The sequence below is a fragment of the Streptomyces sp. NPDC001732 genome, assembly GCF_053596315.1.
Map to the genome: position 1 here is coordinate 50,022 of NZ_JBSFFY010000025.1, position 17,248 is coordinate 67,269.

Annotated in this window: 12 protein-coding genes; 10 read left to right on the forward strand and 2 right to left on the reverse strand. The window is 71.8% G+C overall.

Annotated elements, in window-relative coordinates; translation table 11 throughout:
- Window positions 1–153: 153 nt before the first annotated feature.
- Window positions 154–3,453, reverse strand: coding sequence for a right-handed parallel beta-helix repeat-containing protein (locus ACWCXX_RS23170; RefSeq protein ID WP_451130182.1), 3,300 nt, complete (start codon window positions 3,451–3,453; stop codon window positions 154–156).
- A 235-nt stretch (window positions 3,454–3,688) separates the two neighbouring features.
- Here ACWCXX_RS23170 and ACWCXX_RS23175 point away from each other — a divergent pair, with 235 nt between their 5' ends.
- Window positions 3,689–4,966, forward strand: coding sequence for a S8 family serine peptidase (locus ACWCXX_RS23175; RefSeq protein WP_451130120.1), 1,278 nt, complete (start codon window positions 3,689–3,691; stop codon window positions 4,964–4,966).
- A 76-nt stretch (window positions 4,967–5,042) separates the two neighbouring features.
- On the opposite strand, the gene eccCa is transcribed toward ACWCXX_RS23175, so the two are convergent.
- Window positions 5,043–8,969 (reverse strand): type VII secretion protein EccCa, encoded by a 3,927-nt coding sequence (eccCa, locus tag ACWCXX_RS23180; RefSeq protein WP_451130184.1) that lies wholly within the window; start codon window positions 8,967–8,969, stop codon window positions 5,043–5,045.
- A 291-nt stretch (window positions 8,970–9,260) separates the two neighbouring features.
- On the opposite strand from eccCa, the gene eccD reads away from it, so the two are divergent.
- The 9 genes from eccD to ACWCXX_RS23225 all read left to right on the forward strand — a co-directional run bounded on the left by eccD (window position 9,261) and on the right by ACWCXX_RS23225 (window position 17,228).
- A complete protein-coding gene (eccD, locus tag ACWCXX_RS23185) occupies window positions 9,261–10,643 on the forward strand; it encodes a type VII secretion integral membrane protein EccD (protein ID WP_451130122.1) in 1,383 nt (460 codons plus the stop codon).
- A 96-nt stretch (window positions 10,644–10,739) separates the two neighbouring features.
- Entirely contained in the window at window positions 10,740–12,185 is a 1,446-nt protein-coding gene (gene eccB / locus ACWCXX_RS23190; RefSeq protein WP_451130124.1) for a type VII secretion protein EccB, read from the forward strand.
- A gap of 338 nt (window positions 12,186–12,523) precedes the next feature.
- Window positions 12,524–12,871 carry a hypothetical protein gene (locus tag ACWCXX_RS23195; RefSeq protein WP_451130126.1) on the forward strand — a complete coding sequence of 116 codons (348 nt, stop codon included), beginning with the start codon at window positions 12,524–12,526 and terminating at the stop codon, window positions 12,869–12,871.
- A 59-nt stretch (window positions 12,872–12,930) separates the two neighbouring features.
- Window positions 12,931–13,230 carry a hypothetical protein gene (locus ACWCXX_RS23200; RefSeq protein WP_451130128.1) on the forward strand — a complete coding sequence of 100 codons (300 nt, stop codon included), beginning with the start codon at window positions 12,931–12,933 and terminating at the stop codon, window positions 13,228–13,230.
- A gap of 35 nt (window positions 13,231–13,265) precedes the next feature.
- Complete coding sequence (locus ACWCXX_RS23205; protein WP_451130130.1) at window positions 13,266–13,643, forward strand: hypothetical protein; 378 nt, start codon at window positions 13,266–13,268, stop codon at window positions 13,641–13,643.
- 4 nt (window positions 13,644–13,647) lie between these two features.
- Window positions 13,648–15,822, forward strand: coding sequence for a hypothetical protein (locus ACWCXX_RS23210; protein ID WP_451130132.1), 2,175 nt, complete (start codon window positions 13,648–13,650; stop codon window positions 15,820–15,822).
- Window positions 15,819–16,463 (forward strand): type VII secretion system-associated protein, encoded by a 645-nt coding sequence (locus ACWCXX_RS23215; RefSeq protein ID WP_451130134.1) that lies wholly within the window; start codon window positions 15,819–15,821, stop codon window positions 16,461–16,463. Before ACWCXX_RS23210 ends, ACWCXX_RS23215 begins: the two co-directional genes overlap by 4 nt.
- A complete protein-coding gene (locus ACWCXX_RS23220; RefSeq protein WP_451130136.1) occupies window positions 16,463–16,924 on the forward strand; it encodes a YbaB/EbfC family nucleoid-associated protein in 462 nt (153 codons plus the stop codon). The genes ACWCXX_RS23215 and ACWCXX_RS23220 overlap by 1 nt, the downstream gene beginning before the upstream one ends.
- Window positions 16,917–17,228 carry a hypothetical protein gene (locus ACWCXX_RS23225; protein ID WP_451130138.1) on the forward strand — a complete coding sequence of 104 codons (312 nt, stop codon included), beginning with the start codon at window positions 16,917–16,919 and terminating at the stop codon, window positions 17,226–17,228. The genes ACWCXX_RS23220 and ACWCXX_RS23225 overlap by 8 nt, the downstream gene beginning before the upstream one ends.
- The last annotated feature ends 20 nt before the right edge of the window (window positions 17,229–17,248 follow it).

Sequence of the window (17,248 nt, forward strand, 5' to 3'; positions counted from 1 at the left end):
CCCGGTCGATTTCCCCGAGCTCGAAGCCGTCGGCGTTCCGCACGCTAGCCCCGTTCGCCCCGCACGCCCCCGTACCTCGACCTGGGTTCGAGCGGCCTTCCAACGGGACACGGGCGGGGCCTTCGGCCCGCGGTGCGCCGAGCGGCCCCGTCGTCAGCGGGCGGAGAGGTCCTCGGGGAGCAGTAGCCGCAGGTCGTCCATGCTGGGGGCGGGGACCGCGCTCAGCCGTCCCGCCTGCCGGGTCATCATCCGTTCCAGGGTCTGCCGGGCCAGTCGCGCGTTGCCGAAGCCCGCGCCCCTGGGGATGGTGTCGAAGTGGGCCCGCAGCGCGTTCGCCGTGCCCGGCGCGCACTCGTAGCCGTTATCGGCGGCGTGCCGGCGGACGATCGTGACCAGTTCGTCCGAGGAGTAGTCGGGGAACGCGATGTGCCGGGGGAAGCGCGAGGCCAGTCCCGGGTTGGAGCCCAGGAAGCGGTTCATCTCGTCGGTGTAGCCCGCCGCGATCACGACGACCTCGTCCCGGTGGTCCTCCATCAGCTTCAGCAGGGTGTCCACCGCCTCCTGCCCGAAGTCCGCGGACCCGGCGCCCGACGGGGGCGTCAGGGTGTACGCCTCGTCGATGAACAGGACGCCGCCCAGGGCCCGTTCGAAGGCCTCCCGGGTCAGTTGCGCCGTGTGTCCGACCCAGCGGCCCACCAGGTCCGCGCGCGAGACCTCGACGAGCTGGCCGCGCGGCAGCACGCCCAGGGAGGCCAGCAGTTCGCCGTACAGCCGCGCCACCGTCGTCTTGCCGGTGCCGGGCGGGCCGGCGAAGACCAGGTGGTTGCTGATCCGGGGCGCGGGCAGTCCGGCCTCCTTCCTGCGCCGTGCGGTGGCGAGCAGGTTGACCAGGTCGCCGACCTCGCGCTTGACGTCCGCGAGGCCCACCAGGGACTCCAGCCGCAGCAGCGGTTCCTCGTCCTGCCCGGCGTCCGGCGCACCTCCCTCCGGGAGGCCGACGTCCGGTGCCGTCAGCAGGGCCAGGTCCCGCTCCCCGGCCTCCGGCAGGGCGGCCAGGCGGGACGCCTGCCGGTCCACCATCTCCTCGAAGACCTTGCGGGCGGTGCGGCCGTTGCCGAAGCCCGCGTCGCGGGGAATCCGCTCGAAGCGGGTGCGCAGCGCCGTACGGGCCGCCGGGTCCAGTTCGTAGTGGTGGCCGGTGCACATCCGCTCCACGATCGTGACCAGTTCGTCCGAGGTGTAGTCGGTGAACTCGACGCTGCGGGTGAACCGGGAGGCGAGGCCCGGGTTGGACGCCAGGAACTCCGTCATCTCCTTCGGGTAGCCGGCCGCCACCACCACCACGTCGTCGCGGTGGTCCTCCATCAGTTTGACCAGGGTGTCGATCGCCTCGCGCCCGAAGTCGGCCCCGCCTCCGCCGCCGTCGGAGAGCAGGGTGTACGCCTCGTCGACGAACAGGACCCCGCCGAGCGCCTTGTTGAAGGTCTCGGTGGTCTTGATGGCCGTCCCGCCGATGATCTGCGCCACCAGGTCGGCGCGCGACACCTCCACCAGGTGTCCGGAGCGCAGGACGCCCAGCGACGCGAGGATGGAGCCGTAGAGCCGGGCGACGGTGGTCTTTCCGGTGCCGGGCGGGCCCGCGAAGACCAGGTGGCGGCTCATCGGCGGCGCGGGCATGCCGATGCTGGCCCTGCGCTGTGCCATCCGGTTGAGGTTGATCAGCGTCAGCACCTGCTGCTTGACCTCGTCGAGGCCGATCAGCGACTCCAGTTCGGCCACCGGGCCCGTGCCCTCGCGGGGGTCGGCCGCCACCGGGACCGTGCCGCCGGGCAGCCGTCCGTCGTCCGCGGCCGCCGCGTCCCGCTCGCTGCCCCAGGCGTCGGGGGAGCCGTTGTCCGCGCTGGTCAGCCCCTCGACGGCGAGCCGGTCGCCGGGCACCAGCTGGCGCACCCCGCTGCCCCGGTTGCCGCGGACGGTGCAGCCGAGCAGCGAGGCCGCCTCGGTGCCCTCCACCCGGATGCCGTCGGCGCCCGACCCGGTCACCTCGCACGTGTTGAGGGAGACCCGCGCGCCCGCGGCCACCAGCACGCCGTGCTCGTCGGAATCCGTCACCGTCGCACGTACGGCGGCCAGTTCGCCCTCGGCCTCGACGTGCACGCCCGCGCCACCGGACTTCTCGATCCCGGTGTCGCGCAGGGTGAGCGTGCCGAGCGCCCCGATGCTGATGCCGGCTTCGGTGGAGGTGCACAGTCGGCCCTTGCCGAGGTACAGGTTGCCGTGGCCCGAGACGTGCACCGCCGAGCGGCCCGACGTCTCGACGGTGCTCTCCTCCAGGCGGCCCCTGCCGTCCTTGACGACCTCCACGCCGTGCGCGCCGGACCCGGTGACTGAGGAGCGCCGCAGCAGCGGGTTGGCGCCGCTGCGGATCACGATGCCGGACGTGCCGGAGTCCCGGACCTGGAGCCGGTCGAACTCGGCGGCCGAGTCCTCGTCGAGCAGCACCCCGATGCCCTTGGCGTCCTGGACGACGGTGCCGGTCAGGACCGGCGAGGAGAAGCCGGTGACGCGTACGGCGGGTTCCCCGGCGGCGGCGAACACACACGCGTCGAACACGCCGCGGCTGCGCTCGGTGACCAGCAGGCCGTGTCCCCCCGTCCGGTCGGTGCGGCAGCGGGACAGGGTCGGTGAACTGCCCGCGCCCAGCACGAAACCGTGCCCGGTGGCATCGCTGACCAGGACGTCCTCCAGGACGACCGGTCCGGGGCCGTTCACGGACACCCCGACGGCGGCCTTGTGGATCGTGCCGCGCACCATCCTGACCGAGCTGTCCTCCTCGACGGCGACGCCCGGTTTGCCGGTGGACGATATCGCGCAGTCCTCCAGCAGGACGTGCGCCTGCCCGTTGGTGAGCACGCCGTTGCCCCGGGTGTCCCGCAGTCTGCCTGCGCGTACGGTGATGCGGCCCCGGTCGCCGGCCACCACGGCGGACGTGCCGAGGTGCTCGACGACGCAGTCCTCCAGAAAGCTCTCGGCCGCGGAGGTGGACACCACACCGGCACCCGCCGGGTTGCTGATCCGGCACTGACGCAGCGCCAGGGCCCCCTGGTCACGGGCGAAGAGCGCCGACCAGGACGCGCCGTGGATGTCGCACCGGTCCATCGCGAGCTGTCCGCGCGGCGCGTCGACCACCGGCAGTTCGTCGTCGTGCCCGCGCAGCACCAGGTCCCGGACCATCACGGCGTCCCCGGTGAGGGTCAGCGCCGTCCCGCGCCGGGGCGCCAGCTCCACCGTGCCCCGCCCCTCCTCGGCGGTCAGGGTGATCGCGGCCGAGATCGTCAGGCGCTCCTCGTACCGGCCCGGGGCGATGCTGACGACGGCGCCGGGACGGGCCCGGCCGACGGCCTCCCCGATGGTGCGGTGGTCGCCCGTCCCGTCGGCGGCGACGGTGAGCATCTGGCGTGACACGTTCTTACCTCCCGGCCCCCGGCACCGTGGGTACGGAGCGGAGACACGCGGCATGCAGGGCGTGGGAAACTACTGTGCTCATCATGCCTGTTGTCGCAGGTCGCCCGCCATGGTGGTCGGCGTTCCGGAGCCCGGCGGAATCGTTGTGTCCCAGGAGCGACCGGGGGCGACCCGGGGCGGGCTCCCGGCGCCCCGCGACTCCCCGGGTCGTTACCATCGGCCCATGCGATCTTCGAGGCCCTTGGTCTCCCACGCCCCGGTGTCCCACGCCCTCGGACCGGTGGCGCTGGCCGCCCTCCTCCTGCTGTCCTCCGCCGCGGCTCCGGCCCTCGCGGCGGAGGGGGCGGACAGCCCCTCGTTGCCGGGAGTGCCCGCCACGCTCGCCGACGGCCGTGCCTGCACTCCGGGTTCCGCCAAGAAGTCGGCCCAAGTCCCCTGGGCGCAGAGCTTCCTGGGGACCGGCCGGGCGTGGGAGCTCAGCCGGGGCGCGGGGGTGAAGGTCGCCGTCATCAGCACCGGGGCGGACCTGCGGCGGGTGCCGGCCCTGAAGGACGGGGTCACCGGCGGCCCGGACGTGGTGGCGGGCGGCACCGTGCGCGACGACTGCGTCGGTTACGGCACGTTCCTCGCCGGCCTCGTGGCGGGCAGGCAGCAGCCGGGGTCGAAGGCGGCCGGGGTCGCCCCCGGGGCCGAGGTGGTCGCGGTGCGGGCCACCGACCGGTACGGCGCCACGACACCCGAGAAGCTGGCCGAGGCGATACGCGCGGCGACGAAGTCCGGGGCGCGGATCATCCAGGTGGCGCTGAGCGTCCCCTCGGCGCCGAAGGCGCTGAAGGACGCCGTGGGCGCCGCGCAGCGGGCCGGGGCCCTGGTGGTGGCGCCGGCTTCGGCACGGGAGTGGGAGAACCGCACGTCGGACGTGGTGAGCGGGCCCGCCTACCCGGCGGCGCTGCCCGGGGTGCTCGCCGTGTCCTCGGTGGGGCCGGGCGGGGAGACGCCCGAGGAGCCCGGCACCGTGCGGGGACGGCGCACGCGGCCCGTGCTGAGCGCTCCCGGGGTGTCGGTGACGGGTCCGGGGCCGGGCGGCGCCGGACAGTTCGTCGGGCACGGTGACGCGGTGGCCGGTGCCTTCGTGTCCGGGGCCGCGGCCCTGGTCCTCTCCTACCATCCCCGGCTGACCGCCGAGCAGTTGGCGCACCGGCTGGAGAGCACCGCGTACGGGGCCGCGGGCGACGCCCCGGGGATCGTGGACCCGGTGCGGGCGCTGTCCGCCGTACTGCCCGAGGAACACGCGCGGCCCGCGGCCGGGCCGGAGAACGCCCCGGCGGCGGCCGTCCCGCCGCTCGACCCGCCGCACGCGCGCGACCGCGCCCTGGTCGTGGCCGCCTCGGCGGCAGCGGTGTCGCTGCTGGTCGCCTTCCTGGCGGTCGTACTGCCCAGGGGGCGGCGCCGGGGCTGGCGCGCGGTGCCGTACCGCCGCTTCGGCGCCGACCGCCCCTGACCCCCGACGCACCGACCGCCCGGCACCGGTGAACGGGTGCCGGGCGGTAGCCGTCCGGGAGCTTCCGGTATCCGTGCTACCGGTTCGCCTCCTCCGTGTCCGGCAGCAGCGCGGTCTGCACCTGGACCACTCCCCTGCGGGTGATGAACTGTGCCCGTCCAGGCGGGAGTTGCTTCGGCTTGGTGTCGTTGAACAGATAGCCCTCCGAGGGCGGGCAGGAGAGCAGCGCGGCCGGGGTGTTCACCTCCGTCAGACGGCGCAGCAGCGGGTCGTTCATCGCCCGTGCCGCCCCGTTGGCGCTGCGCGCCACGATCAGGTGCAGGCCGAGTTCGGCGCCCTGGGCGAGGTAGTCCAGCAGCGGACCGAAGTGGTTGGACATGTTGCTGCTGGAGACCATGTCGTAGTCGTCCACGATCAGGAAGACCCGTGGGCCGCTCCACCAGTCCCGCCGCTTCAGCCGGGCGGGCGAGATGTCCGCGCCGGGCAGCCGTTCCTTCATGGCCCGTGCGACGCCGTCCACCGCCTGACTGAGGATGTCGACGGATACGGCGTAGCCCAGCCGGTGCGCCTCGGGGACGCTCTCCAGCAGCCCCCGCCGGTAGTCGACCAGCATCACCCGCGCCTCGGCGGGGGTGTAGCGCTCGGCGATCGTCCGGCAGACCGTGCGCAGCAGGTTGGTCTTGCCGGTCTCCGCGTCGCCGACCACCACCAGGTGGGCGGTCTGGGCGAAGTCGTGCCACATGACGTCGAGCCGACCGCCCTCCAGACCCAGCGGCATGCGCAGGTCGCCGTCCGCGCCGACCTCGGCGTCGGGGAGTTCGGCGGGGTCCAGGACGGTGGGCAGGGTGCGGACCGCGGGTGCGGGCGGGCCCGCCCAGTGCTCGGCCATCCGGGTCACCGCGTCGGCGACGCCCGCCCCGAGGTCCGAGGCGCTGTCGCCGCCGTCCACCCGGGGCAGGGCGGTGAGGAAGTGGTGCTTGGACTCGGTCATGCCGCGGCCGGGCGACTTGGGGATGGTCGCGGCGGCCCGCATGTTGATCATCGAGTCCATGCTGTCGCCGAGCCGCAGCTCGAAGCGGGTGCCGAGCTGGTCCCGCAGCGAGGTGGAGATCTCCGCCCAGCGGCTCGCCGCCACGACGAGGTGCACACCGTAGTTGAGGCCGCGCGCCGCCAGTGCCGTGAAGACCTCCAGGGTGTCCATGAAGTCCTGGCGGACCGTGCCCCAGCCGTCGACGACGAGGAACACGTCGCCGTACGGCTCGTCCGGCAGTTCCCCGGCTGCCCGGCGGGCGCGCAGGGTGGCCATGGAGTCGATGCCCAGCTCGGCGAACTGCTTCTCGCGCCGGGCCACCAGCGCGTACACCTCGGACAGGGTGCGGTGCACCCGTTCCGGGTCCAGTCGTCCCGTGACCCCGCCCACGTGCGGCAGTTCGCGGAGCGCGCCGAGCGAGCCCCCGCCGAAGTCCAGGCAGTAGAACTGGACCTCGCGCGGAGTGTGGGTGAGCGCGAGGGACATGATCAGGTCGCGCACAAGGGTGGACTTGCCGCTCTGCGGTCCGCCCGCGATGCCGATGTGCCCGCCCGCGCCGGACAGTTCGGCGATCAGGGGTTCGCGGGTCTGGTCGAAGGGCCGGTCGACGATGCCCACCGGCACCGTCAGCCGGCCGTGCAGTTCGGGGTCGACGGTGGTGAGGCCCCGCTCGGGGTGGGGCTCCAGCCCCATCAGGAGGGTGTCCAGCGAGAGCGGGGCGTCCAGCGGCGGCAGCCAGACGCGGTGCGCGGCCCTGCCGCCCTCCCGCATCCGGGCCACGGCCAGCGCGAGCAGGGTCTCCTCGCTCTCCTCCTCCTGCGGTTGCGGGTCCGGCTCGGGTGCGGGGACCGCGGGCGCGGTCCAGTCCGTGCGGTACGGGACCACCTGGCCGGCCACGGCCGAGGCGCCGACCCTGCGGACACCCCGGTAGGGCCCCGAGACGTAGGCGGCCTTGAACCGGACCAGGGTCCCGGTGTCCTTCTTGAGGATGGCGCTGCCGGGGACGGAGGGCAGTTGGTAGGCGTCCGGCACGCCCAGCACGCCCCGGCTCTCCATCGCGGAGAACGTGCGCAGCGCGATCCGGTACGACAGATGCGACTCCAGCTGGGTCATCCGGCCCTCGTCCAGCCGCTGCGAGGCGAGCAGCAGGTGGACGCCGAGGCTGCGGCCCAGCCGCCCCACCATCACGAACAGGTCCATGAAGTCGCGGTGCGCGGAGAGGAGTTCGCTGAACTCGTCGACCACCACGAAGAGCGTCGGCAGCGGCTCCAGGTCGGTGCCCGCCGCCCGCGCCGCCTCGTACTCGAACGCCGAGGTGTAGTTCCCGGCACTGCGCAACAGCTCCTGACGACGCATCAGTTCACCGTGCAGGGCGTCCTGCATTCGGTCGACCAGGGCCGACTCGTCGGCGAGGTTGGTGATCACGGCCGAGGTGTGCGGCAGACCGTCCAGGCCGAGGAACGTGGCGCCGCCCTTGAAGTCGACCAGGACGAAGTTGAGCTTCTCCGAGGAGTGGGTGAGCGCCAGGGCGAGCACCAGGGTCCGCAGCAGTTCCGACTTGCCGGAGCCCGTCGCGCCGATCAGCACGCCGTGCGGTCCCATGCCGCCCTGCGCCGCCTCCTTGATGTCCAGCTCCAGCGGTGTGCCGTCGCCGGTGAGTCCCAGCGGCACCCGCAGCCTGGCCCGCTCGCTCCGGTCGGCGCGCACCGCGTCCAGGTCGACGGTGTGCAGGTCGGGGAGGCCGAGCAGGGTGGTCAGTTGCACGTCCGTGGTGAGGGCCTCGCCGTTGTCCGTGGCGACGCCCATCCGGTAGGGGGAGAGCAGGGAGGCCAGGGCCCTGGCCCGGCGGGGGCCCATCGCGTCGGGTCTGCCGAGCGCGGTCGTGGTCTCCTTCCCCGACCGGTCGGTGCCGACCAGTTCCAGCCGCTCCTCGGCGATCCGCAGCCGCAGCGTGTGGCGGGCCTGGCGCCAGGGCAGGGAGCCGGCCACGTCCAGCGTCACGGTGTTGCGGTACCCGTCGGTGGCCAGCCGGGAGTCGGCGGGCGTCCGGACGCTGTCCAGCACCACGACGCAGTAGGGTTCCTCGGCGTTCGGGACGGCGTCGGGCTCGAAGGCGGGCCGGCCGGTGAGTTCCTCGCCGAGCAGCGATTCGAGGCCCAGGACGGAATCGGTGACCAGCCGTACGGACCCGCCGCCGTCGACGTCCGTCGGGTGCTGGGCGTGCGGCAGCCACTTCACCCACTCCCAGGCGCCTCGGCGGTCGTGGTCCGCGAGCACCACGATCCGCAGGTCCTGCGGCGAGTGGAACACGCCCAGCTGGGCCAGCAGGGCCCGCACCATCGCGTGCGCGGCTCCCTCCTCGCCCTGCAGCAGGACACGCGCGTAGGTGCGCAGGTAGAGCGCGACCGGCTGGTCGGGCACCGTTCCGTACGCCTTGATGAAGCGCCGCAGGGCGTGGGCGGACAGCGGTTCCAGGTCCTCGACCGGCTTGGTGCTCAGCGGGGTCAGTTTCGTCGCCAACTGCTGTTCGCCCACCGCGATCCGCACCTCGGCGAAGTCCGCGTGCGCCGCCCGCCGCTCCCACAGCCTGCTCGTGGGCACCAGGCTCCACAGGGACGCCGGGTCCGGGTGGGACCACGCCTGCGCCTCCCGCTGCTGGGTGATGACCTTGCGGACGCGCCTGCGGCTGATCGACAGGTACCGCATGTAGTCGCGCCGCTCGCCGAGCAGCGCCCGCTTGCGGTCCCCGGAGGCCCGGACGATCTGCGACAGCAGCATGCCGACGGCCGACAGCGCCATCAGCCCGATGGCGACGTACATCATGGGTCCGCCGCCGCTGCCCGGCCGCAGGAAGATGAGGACCATGCCGAGCGAGCTGAGCGCCATCGGCATGTACGTGATCATGTTGCCCATCGCGCTCTGCGTCTCGGGCACCGTGGGCGGTTCCTGGAGGCTCAGTTCGCCGTGCGGCATCTCGGGGCCAAGACGCCGGGGAGGCCTCTTGAAGAGGACCACGCTCAAAGGGAATCGCCTTCCTGGGGGTGCCGACGGTTGTTGTTCACGTCCGGTTGTCGTGTCACGTCTTCGGGAGGACGGGACAGCAAACGCCCGGGGTACGGCCGACGGCGGATGTGCGCAGGCCGGGGCGGGTGGAAGCGGAGTTGCCGGTCGTCGCGGCACCCCACAACGTACAGACTGCACGCACAAGTTAATGTGATCAATCCGACCGCGTCGACCACCGTCCTGGAAGGCGATGAAACGCGCTTGACTGACATATCCGCGGCCCCCTTGTGCCGCCTCACGGTGCTGACGCCCGATCGTTCCGTCGAACTCGCCGTGCCGTCCGACGTCGTGCTCGCCGACCTGCTGCCGACCATCGTCGACCACGGTGGCACCGACCTCTACGAGCGCGGGATCCAGGCCGGCGGGTGGGTGCTCCAGCGTCTCGGCCAGGAACCGCTCGACGACGAGAGCACCCTCGGCGACCTGGGCCTGCGCGACGGCGAGACGGTGCACCTGCGCCTTCGCGGGGACGCCCTGCCCGAGATCCATTACGACGACCTCGTCGACGGGCTCTCCGGACGGTTGCGGGAACGCTCCGACTCCTGGCGGCCCCTGTGGTCGCACCACCTGATGACCGCGCTCGCCCTGGGCGTTCTCGCCACGGGCCTGCTGCTCCTGCTGCAACCCGGTCCCGCGGGGCTCAGGGCGGTCTGCGCAGCGGTGACCGCGGTCGTCCTGCTGGCCGGTGCGGGGGCCGCCGCACGCGCGGTCGGCGACGTCGGCGCGGGCGGTGCGCTCGGCGCGGCGGCCGTCCCCTTCCTCGCCCTGGCAGGTGCGCTGGTGCCGCAGGGGGGCGGGACCGACGCGGAACTGGGCGCCCGGCTGCTGGCGGGCTGCTCGGCGGCGGCCGGGGCCGCCGTGCTCGGGGTCGCCGCCGTCGGCGCGTGCGCCCCGTTGTTCCTGGGCGCCGCCCTGGCCGCGGCGCTCGGCGCGATCGGGGGCGCCGTCATGCTCTTCGGCGTCCCGGCCGCCGGTACCGCCGCCCCGCTGACCCTGGTGGTCGTCCTGCTGGGGCACTTCCTGCCCTCCCTGGCGTTCCGCCTGTCCGGGCTGAAGGTGCCGCTGCTGCCCACCAACGCCGGTCAGCTCCAGGAGGGCATCGACCCCACTCCGGACGAGCAGATCGCCACCCGCGGTGCCGTCGCGGACGGCTATCTCACCGGCCTCTACGGCGCCACCGGCCTGGTGGCCGCGGGCTGCCTCACGGTGCTGGCGTTCGAGACGTCCTGGGCGCCGCTCACCCTGGCCTCGGTCCTGTGCGCGCTCCTGTTCACGCACGCGCGGGCGATCGGCGGCGCCTGGCAGCGCCTCGCCGTCGTGCTGCCGGCCGCCTACGGCGCCGTACTGCTGACGGTGCGTCTGGTCCTTCATGTGCCGGAGGATTCCCGGCCGTTGCTGCTCGCCGGTCTGCTGGCCGTCGCGGCCGTGCTCGCCATCACGGGCTGGACGCTGCCCGGCCGCCGGCTGGTGCCCTACTGGGGGCGCGCGGTCGACCTGCTCCATCTGCTCTTCGCCATCGTTCTCGTCCCGCTGGCCCTTCTCGTCGCCGGTCTCTACCAGTACCTGCGGGGCCTCAACAGCTGACCGCCCCCGAGCCCGGGGTTTCGCGGCCGAAGGGCCCGGAATCCCGGGGCCCGGGTCCTCGTGTGCCGGGCCGGTGCCCGGTCGGAAAGGCAAGGAATGCAGTCCAGGCGGGACCAGGTCCACGCGCACATGTTCGTCATGAGCCGGCTGTCGCTGGGCATGCTCCGGGACGACCCGGACACCCCCGAGTCCGCGCACCGGCGGACCTCCAAGGGCTTCGTCATCGGCCTCGTCGTCGCGGTGCTGGCCGCGCTCGGCATCACGGTGTACGGGCTGGTGGTGCCGGGCGGTTCGAACGCGTGGAAGGCCACCGGAACCCTGGTGATCGACGAGCGTTCGGGCGCCCGCTACCTCACGCTCGACGGCGTTCTGCACCCGGTCCTGAACGAGACCTCGGCCAGGCTGCTGGCGGGTGACCGGATGAAGACGGTGAGCGTCGAGCCCGCCTCCCTGGAGGACGCCCCGCGCGGCGCGACACTGGGCATCGTCGGCGCGCCGGACCCGCTGCCCCGGGCGGGCTCCCTCAGCCGCGACGCCTGGTCGGTGTGTGCCGCCCGTTCCGAGTCCGGCGAGGAACCGCTGCTCACCCTGGCCGTCGGCCTGGAGGCCGAGGGCAGGCCCGTCACCTCGGGCCGGGCCACCCTGGTCCGCAGCGTGCCGGGCAACGTCACGTACCTGCTCTGGCACGGCACCCGGCTGCGGCTCGACACCGCGAACTACGCGGTCCAGGCGCTGGGCCACGACCGGGGCGGGGCGCATCCGGTGCCGGACGCCTTCCTCAACGCCCTGCCCGCGGGCCCGGACCTGGCGGTGCCGGAGGTGTCCGGGCGCGGCAAGGCGGGCCCCGCGCTGGCCGGCCGGCCCACCAGGATCGGGCAGCTCTTCGCCGGTTCCGGCCGCCACTACCTGCTGACGGAGCACGGCCTGACCCCGGTCACCGCGCTGGAGGAGGCACTTCTGAAGGGTGATCCCCGCACCCAGCGGACCGCCTACGCGGGGGGCAGCGTCGTTCTTCCCGAGATCGGCCCGGACGACCTGGCACGCCATCAGGACCCGGAGCGGACCCGGCTCGTGGCGTCCGGGGGCGGCACCGTCCCGACCGAACTGCCCGAACCCATGCCGGCCGGGGAGGACGAGGCCGTGTGCGCCGTCATCGGCACCGCGGACGGCAGGCCGACCGTCTCGGTCGTCCTGCCCCGCGCGGAGAAGGTGGTGGGCCGCCCGGTGTCCAACCAGCCGGGAATCTCGGCGGGTTCCGGCACCGCCGACCTCTTCGCGGTACGCCCCGGGGGCGGCGCCCTCGTCACGGCGCTCTCCTCGGCGGGCACGGGCGCGGCCCACTACCTGGTCACCGAGACGGGCGCCAAGTACCCGGTGCCCGGGGGCGACAAGGCGCTCGAACGGCTCGGCTACAGCGCCGAACAGTCCGTCCCCGTACCGTCCGCCGTCCTCGGGATGCTCGCGTCCGGACCCGCGCTGGACGACACCGCCCTGTTGTCCCGGGGACTCGTGGAAGCATCGGAAAACGAGACGCCCCGATAACCGACTGCCCGGCGTGTTGAGACCGACCGGCAATTGGGGGGGCGGCGTCGCGTGCCCAGCCCCGCGACGCCGCCCCCCAATTGCCGGTCGGTCTGAGGGAATTGAGGTTTCCTTGAGGATGAGAGGGTCGGTGAGCACGCGCTTTCTACGGCATCACCGCAGCTCACACACACCTCGAAGGTGAACATTCAGATTGCCGGTGAGCACGCGTACCAAGATCCCGCACAGCGTATTAATCTGATGATCCGCCGACTCCCGGAGGGTTCCATTCCCGGTGTGGTCGGTCTGCCGTGCACCCGTGGTGTCGCCGTGTTCCCGCAGTGTCCAGGAGGACCTCCATGCCCGATGTCTCCGGCTTCAACATCAACTCGGCCGACGGCCTGTCCAACGACGAAGTGGCGATGCTCCAGACGCTGAAGACGCTGGACCGGCACCTCAGCGACATGGATGACGCGGGCCGCAAGGTCAAGACCATCCAGGGCCAGGTCCGGGCGGCCTATCAGGCGGTTTCCTCGGAGACCCACGCCGCGGGCATCGACGAGTGGCTGAGGCTCCATCAGAACGTCATGGAGCGCACCCGGTTCTTCCGCGAAGGCACCTCGATGGCCAAGCAGCTGCTCGCGGACGCCGAGTTCGACGCGAACACCTACGCCGCGGGCATCTCCAGCGAGATCAACCCCAAGTAGCCTCCCCCGCCCCGTTTTTCCCGCCCCGTTCCCACCGCCGCCCCACGAGGAGTTCCGCCATGACGGTCAAGATCAGCCACCAGGGAGTCCTGGACGCTCTCAGGAACATGGACTCGGCCCAAACGGAAATGAAGGAGGCGCTCGCCTGGATGGAGAAGAACTTCGGTGCGCTGCGCGACACCCTGACCGGCCAGACCCGTACCTCCTGGGAGGACTTCGAGGCCGATCTGAAGAAGATCAAGTTGCAGCTCGAAACCCAGTACGGGGTCGCCCGGACGACTCTCCAGCGGATGCACTCCCGGCAGATCGACGGGGACCAGGAGGGCGGCCGCACCCTGGGCACCCTCCAGGGCAGCTGACCCTCTGACCGAGTCGACTTCCGCGAGGTACGGGCATGGCCGCTGACGAGAATCCGGGCGACGTCTTCCAGTCGACCGACGGCGTCTATCTCAAGTACGCCAACAAGGAGATCCCCCGCTTCCGGCGCGACCTCACGGTCAATCCGAACTACGTGAGCATGGGATCGAAGATTCCCCTCGCCGTCGGGAACCCCGAGAAGAACATGGCGGCGAAGGCGCTGGAAGGCGAGCTGGAGACCTACCGCAGCACCATGCGCGCCCGGTACGAGGCCGCCATCACGCTCATGAACAACTTCTCGGCCGCCCTGCGCGACGTCGAGAACGCACACAAGGAAGCCGAGGACGATTCCACGGGCATCGGCGGCTCCCTCGCCGACGAGCTCGCCGAGATCCTCACCCCGAAGGGAAAGTGAAACCATGGCCGAGGTACCCCCCGGGATGCCCGCCAAGTGGGAGGAAATCCTCGCCATGTTTCACGACGGAACCACCAAGCTCCCCGACCGGAACCAGGTGGCGGGTCCGGGGTCCAAGCGGTGGATAACCAAAGAAGTGAACGGCCAGTGGTTCTCCGGCAACCCGGCTCACATGGCGAAGCAATGGGGCCTGGACGGATGGCATGCGTTCGCTTTTCCCACCCGGGAGAAGGAACAGTGGCTCATGTTCGGGTTCGGCTACAACTGGGCCGACTTCGGCAACGATTCCGGCGCCCTGAGCGAGTTCACGGGAGCCTCGGGCCCCATTCTGGGGTCCGTCCTGGCCGGGACGAACAAGGACGCCAATCCGCTGATGTCAAGCAAGGCGGCCGAGGTCCTCTCCAACATGGAGGCCTGGACGGGCGGGTGGGCCGCCGAGTTCAACAAGTGGGCCGAGAGCGTGGGAAACGGGTCCGAGGAGCTGGAGGGCGAGTCCGCGGAGCTCTTCGAGGCCACCCTCCAGGCGGTGAAGCGCGCCCTCCAGGAGACCCAGTCCTACTACATGGGGGGAGCGATAAAGAACAGTCTCACCGATGTGGGCACTCAAATGACGGCCACGGTGAAGCAGTTGCAGACGAACTTCTCCAACTGGTTCGACAAGTACATATCGGTGACCTTCGCGTCAGCGCCGAAGGAAGTCGGCTCCGTCGCCATGGCGTTCACCCATCTGCACGCCAAGTTCCTTGAGGTGATGGGCAATACCGCGCCCACCTCGGACCACGACGCCACGGTCAGTGGTCTCGACTGGGACGGTATGGAGACCGCCGCCAAGAACCAATGGCTCGACTACGTCAGGACCGATCTCGACGAGGCTTCCAAGGAGACGATGACCAATCTGGCGAATTCATACAACACGGCCACCGGAAAGCTCTCCGACGCGAACTCCATCGTGAAGTCGACGTTCACCGTCTCGCTGACCTCCGAGGAGCAGGAGAAGTTCTACGACCCGACGGACGGCGGGGCCGGCGGCACCGGGGACGATTTCCTCAACAAGTTCAAGGAGTTGTTCGGCAAGGGGCCGGACGGCGGAGCCGATGGCGGGGCCGACGGCGACACCGGCGGTACGGGCAACAACAACCTGGGCATCGGCGGCCCGCCCCCGGTGACCGGTCCGAGCGGAAGCGTCTCCTCGTCCAATCTCCCCAAGAACAACCTCAATCTCAACACTCCGAATCCGATCACCGGCCCCAGCGGCAGCACCGGCGGCACGAGCGGTCTCAACGGCGGAAGCGCCCTGACGGTGCCGGCCGGTTCGCACATCGATCCCAAGACCGGTGCCGTCACCGACGCCAAGGGCAAACCCGTCCTCGGTGCGGACGGCAAGCCCCTGGTGGTGCTGCCCGGCTCCACCATCGGCGCCGGGGGGAGGATCATTCCTCCTGCCACCACCGGCCCCAAGTTGCCGACGTACCCGGCCGGTTCCACTTCCGGGTCCACTGACCTGATGAGGGGCTTCGGCGTCGACGCCGAGGGCAATGTCGTCGTCCCCAAGGGCACCAAGGTGGACGCGCAGGGAAACCTGATCGGCCCGGACGGCAAGCCCCTGACCAACATGTACGGCGGAAAGCTCACCGTGCCCCCGGGCTCCCGGGTCAACCCCGACGGAACCCTCACCGACCCGCAGGGAAAGCACATCACCGAGAGCAGCAACAACCTGCGGACCCGGGCCCCCAAGACCTTCGAGGAACTGCTGAACGGCCAGCGCCGTCCTTCCACCACGAGCAACGACCTCTTCGGCGGTTCGAAGAACACCACCGACACCCTGCGCAAGCTGCTGGACGGCAACGGCGGCGGCAGCGGCAACACGGGCCGTGGGCCGGCCTCCATCATGTCCGGGCTCAGCGACCGGGCGCGTGCCGCCCTGGGGCTGCCCGCGACGCCCGCCGCCCCCACGGCGGCGAACAGCAATGTGTCCACCCAGTCGCTCGGTGCCCTGGGCCGGACAGGCCAGGGAATGGGGGCCGGTGGCATGCCCTTCATGCCGCCGATGGGCATGGGCGGTGCCGGTGCCTCGGGCGGGGGCAACGGCGCCGACCGGCAGCGCAACGTATGGCTCTCGGAGGACGAAGAGGTGTGGGGCACGGAGTCCGGCACCGGAACGGGTGTGATCGGACGATGAGTTCCGCAGAAACAACGGCGGCCGGCCCCGGCGCCGTGGGCGGGGACTCCGCCGTGCCGCCGGTGCCCGACGACATCCGGGCGGCGGCGCGCACCACGCCCGACCACTGGTTCGGCATGGTGGATCCCGCGTGGAGCGGGGAGGGCGAGCCCCCGTTGTGGGCGGTGATCGGACAGTGGCGTTCGGACGCCGACGGCGAGATCGTCGAGTGGCAGCGCAACGCCGAGTACCGGCCCTCGCCGGGCATGCTGGGCTGGCCCGAGCCGACCGACGACGTGGACGCCGCCATGCAGTTGGCGGCCACCGGTTACGGCCCGGTCGGGGACGTCGCCCTCGCCGCGATCAGGGCCGAGCTGGCCGTGCTGGTCGCGCCCGGCGGCGGCGCGGTGAGCGCCTGCACCCCGGACGGCGACCCGGTGGTGCCGGTCTTCACCGCTCCCGCCCACCTGGAACGGGCGGGAGCGCTCGCCCACCGGGTGCTGCCCGTCGCCGAGGCGTTCGCGCTGGTGCCCGAGGGCCAGGACCTGTACCTCAACCCGACGGGCCCCGTCGCCCTGCGGCTGTCCGCCGCGGACCTGACCCTCGCGGTGGACGTACTGGAAGCGGCGGCGGCCGCGGAGGACAAGGAGGAGCAGGACTGATGGTGTCGTTCCAGGAGCAGCTCGCGGAGGCCATGGCCAATCTCGCGGAGCAGACCAGGAAGATCCAGCAGGTCCAGGAGGATCTCGCCGCGGCGTCCGCATCGGCGACCTCCAAGGACCGGATGGTGACCGCCTCGGTCAACGCCCACGGCGAGGTCCTTTCCTTCAAGTTCCACACCGAGGGCTACCGCACGATGCCCGCGGCCCAGCTCGCCGAGGTGCTGAAGACCACCGTCAACGCGGCCCGGCTGGAGATGACCACCAGGGTGAGCGGTTCGGTGCGTCCGCTGATGGGTGCTCAGGACGACCTGGCGAAGGGCTTCTTCGGCGGTGGCGAGCTGGACGAACTGCTCGCCCCGCTGCGGGAGATGCAGCCCGGCGGGCTGGCCGAGACGGTGCTCGGGGACCGGAAGAAGCCGGCCGGCCGCCGCGACGAGGAGGAGGACGAGTTCTATGGCTGACGGGACCCTGAGCGTTCCGCAGGACCTGACGCGGCGGTTCACCCAGTTCGGCGACATCGCGAGGATCGTCGGGGAGTTGGGCGTCCTCAACGACCGCATCAATCTGGAGAACAAGACCGCGGGCGGCAAGGACGACGTGTACGCGAAGGAGTACCACAAGTTCGTCGACTCGGCGGGCAAGGGGCTCACGTACGGCCTCGAAGGGCTCTCCGAACTGCTCGACATGGTCGGCATCAGCGGCAACAAGGCGTCGAACATCCTGAACGACGCCGAGAACGACGCCAACCACCTGGCCGCCGGCTGAGCCGGCCGAACTCCGAAGAC

Excerpts from the sequence above, each read along its gene's own strand:
- ACWCXX_RS23170 (WP_451130182.1), bottom strand. The coding sequence starts at position 3,453 with ATGCTCACCGTCGCCGCCGACGGGACGGGCGACCACCGCACCATCGGG.
- ACWCXX_RS23175 (WP_451130120.1), top strand. The coding sequence starts at position 3,689 with ATGCGATCTTCGAGGCCCTTGGTCTCCCACGCCCCGGTGTCCCACGCC.
- eccCa (WP_451130184.1), bottom strand. The coding sequence starts at position 8,969 with ATGCCGCACGGCGAACTGAGCCTCCAGGAACCGCCCACGGTGCCCGAG.
- eccB (WP_451130124.1), top strand. The coding sequence starts at position 10,740 with ATGCAGTCCAGGCGGGACCAGGTCCACGCGCACATGTTCGTCATGAGC.
- ACWCXX_RS23195 (WP_451130126.1), top strand. The coding sequence starts at position 12,524 with ATGCCCGATGTCTCCGGCTTCAACATCAACTCGGCCGACGGCCTGTCC.
- ACWCXX_RS23200 (WP_451130128.1), top strand. The coding sequence starts at position 12,931 with ATGACGGTCAAGATCAGCCACCAGGGAGTCCTGGACGCTCTCAGGAAC.
- ACWCXX_RS23205 (WP_451130130.1), top strand. The coding sequence starts at position 13,266 with ATGGCCGCTGACGAGAATCCGGGCGACGTCTTCCAGTCGACCGACGGC.
- ACWCXX_RS23210 (WP_451130132.1), top strand. The coding sequence starts at position 13,648 with ATGGCCGAGGTACCCCCCGGGATGCCCGCCAAGTGGGAGGAAATCCTC.
- ACWCXX_RS23215 (WP_451130134.1), top strand. The coding sequence starts at position 15,819 with ATGAGTTCCGCAGAAACAACGGCGGCCGGCCCCGGCGCCGTGGGCGGG.
- ACWCXX_RS23220 (WP_451130136.1), top strand. The coding sequence starts at position 16,463 with ATGGTGTCGTTCCAGGAGCAGCTCGCGGAGGCCATGGCCAATCTCGCG.
- ACWCXX_RS23225 (WP_451130138.1), top strand. The coding sequence starts at position 16,917 with ATGGCTGACGGGACCCTGAGCGTTCCGCAGGACCTGACGCGGCGGTTC.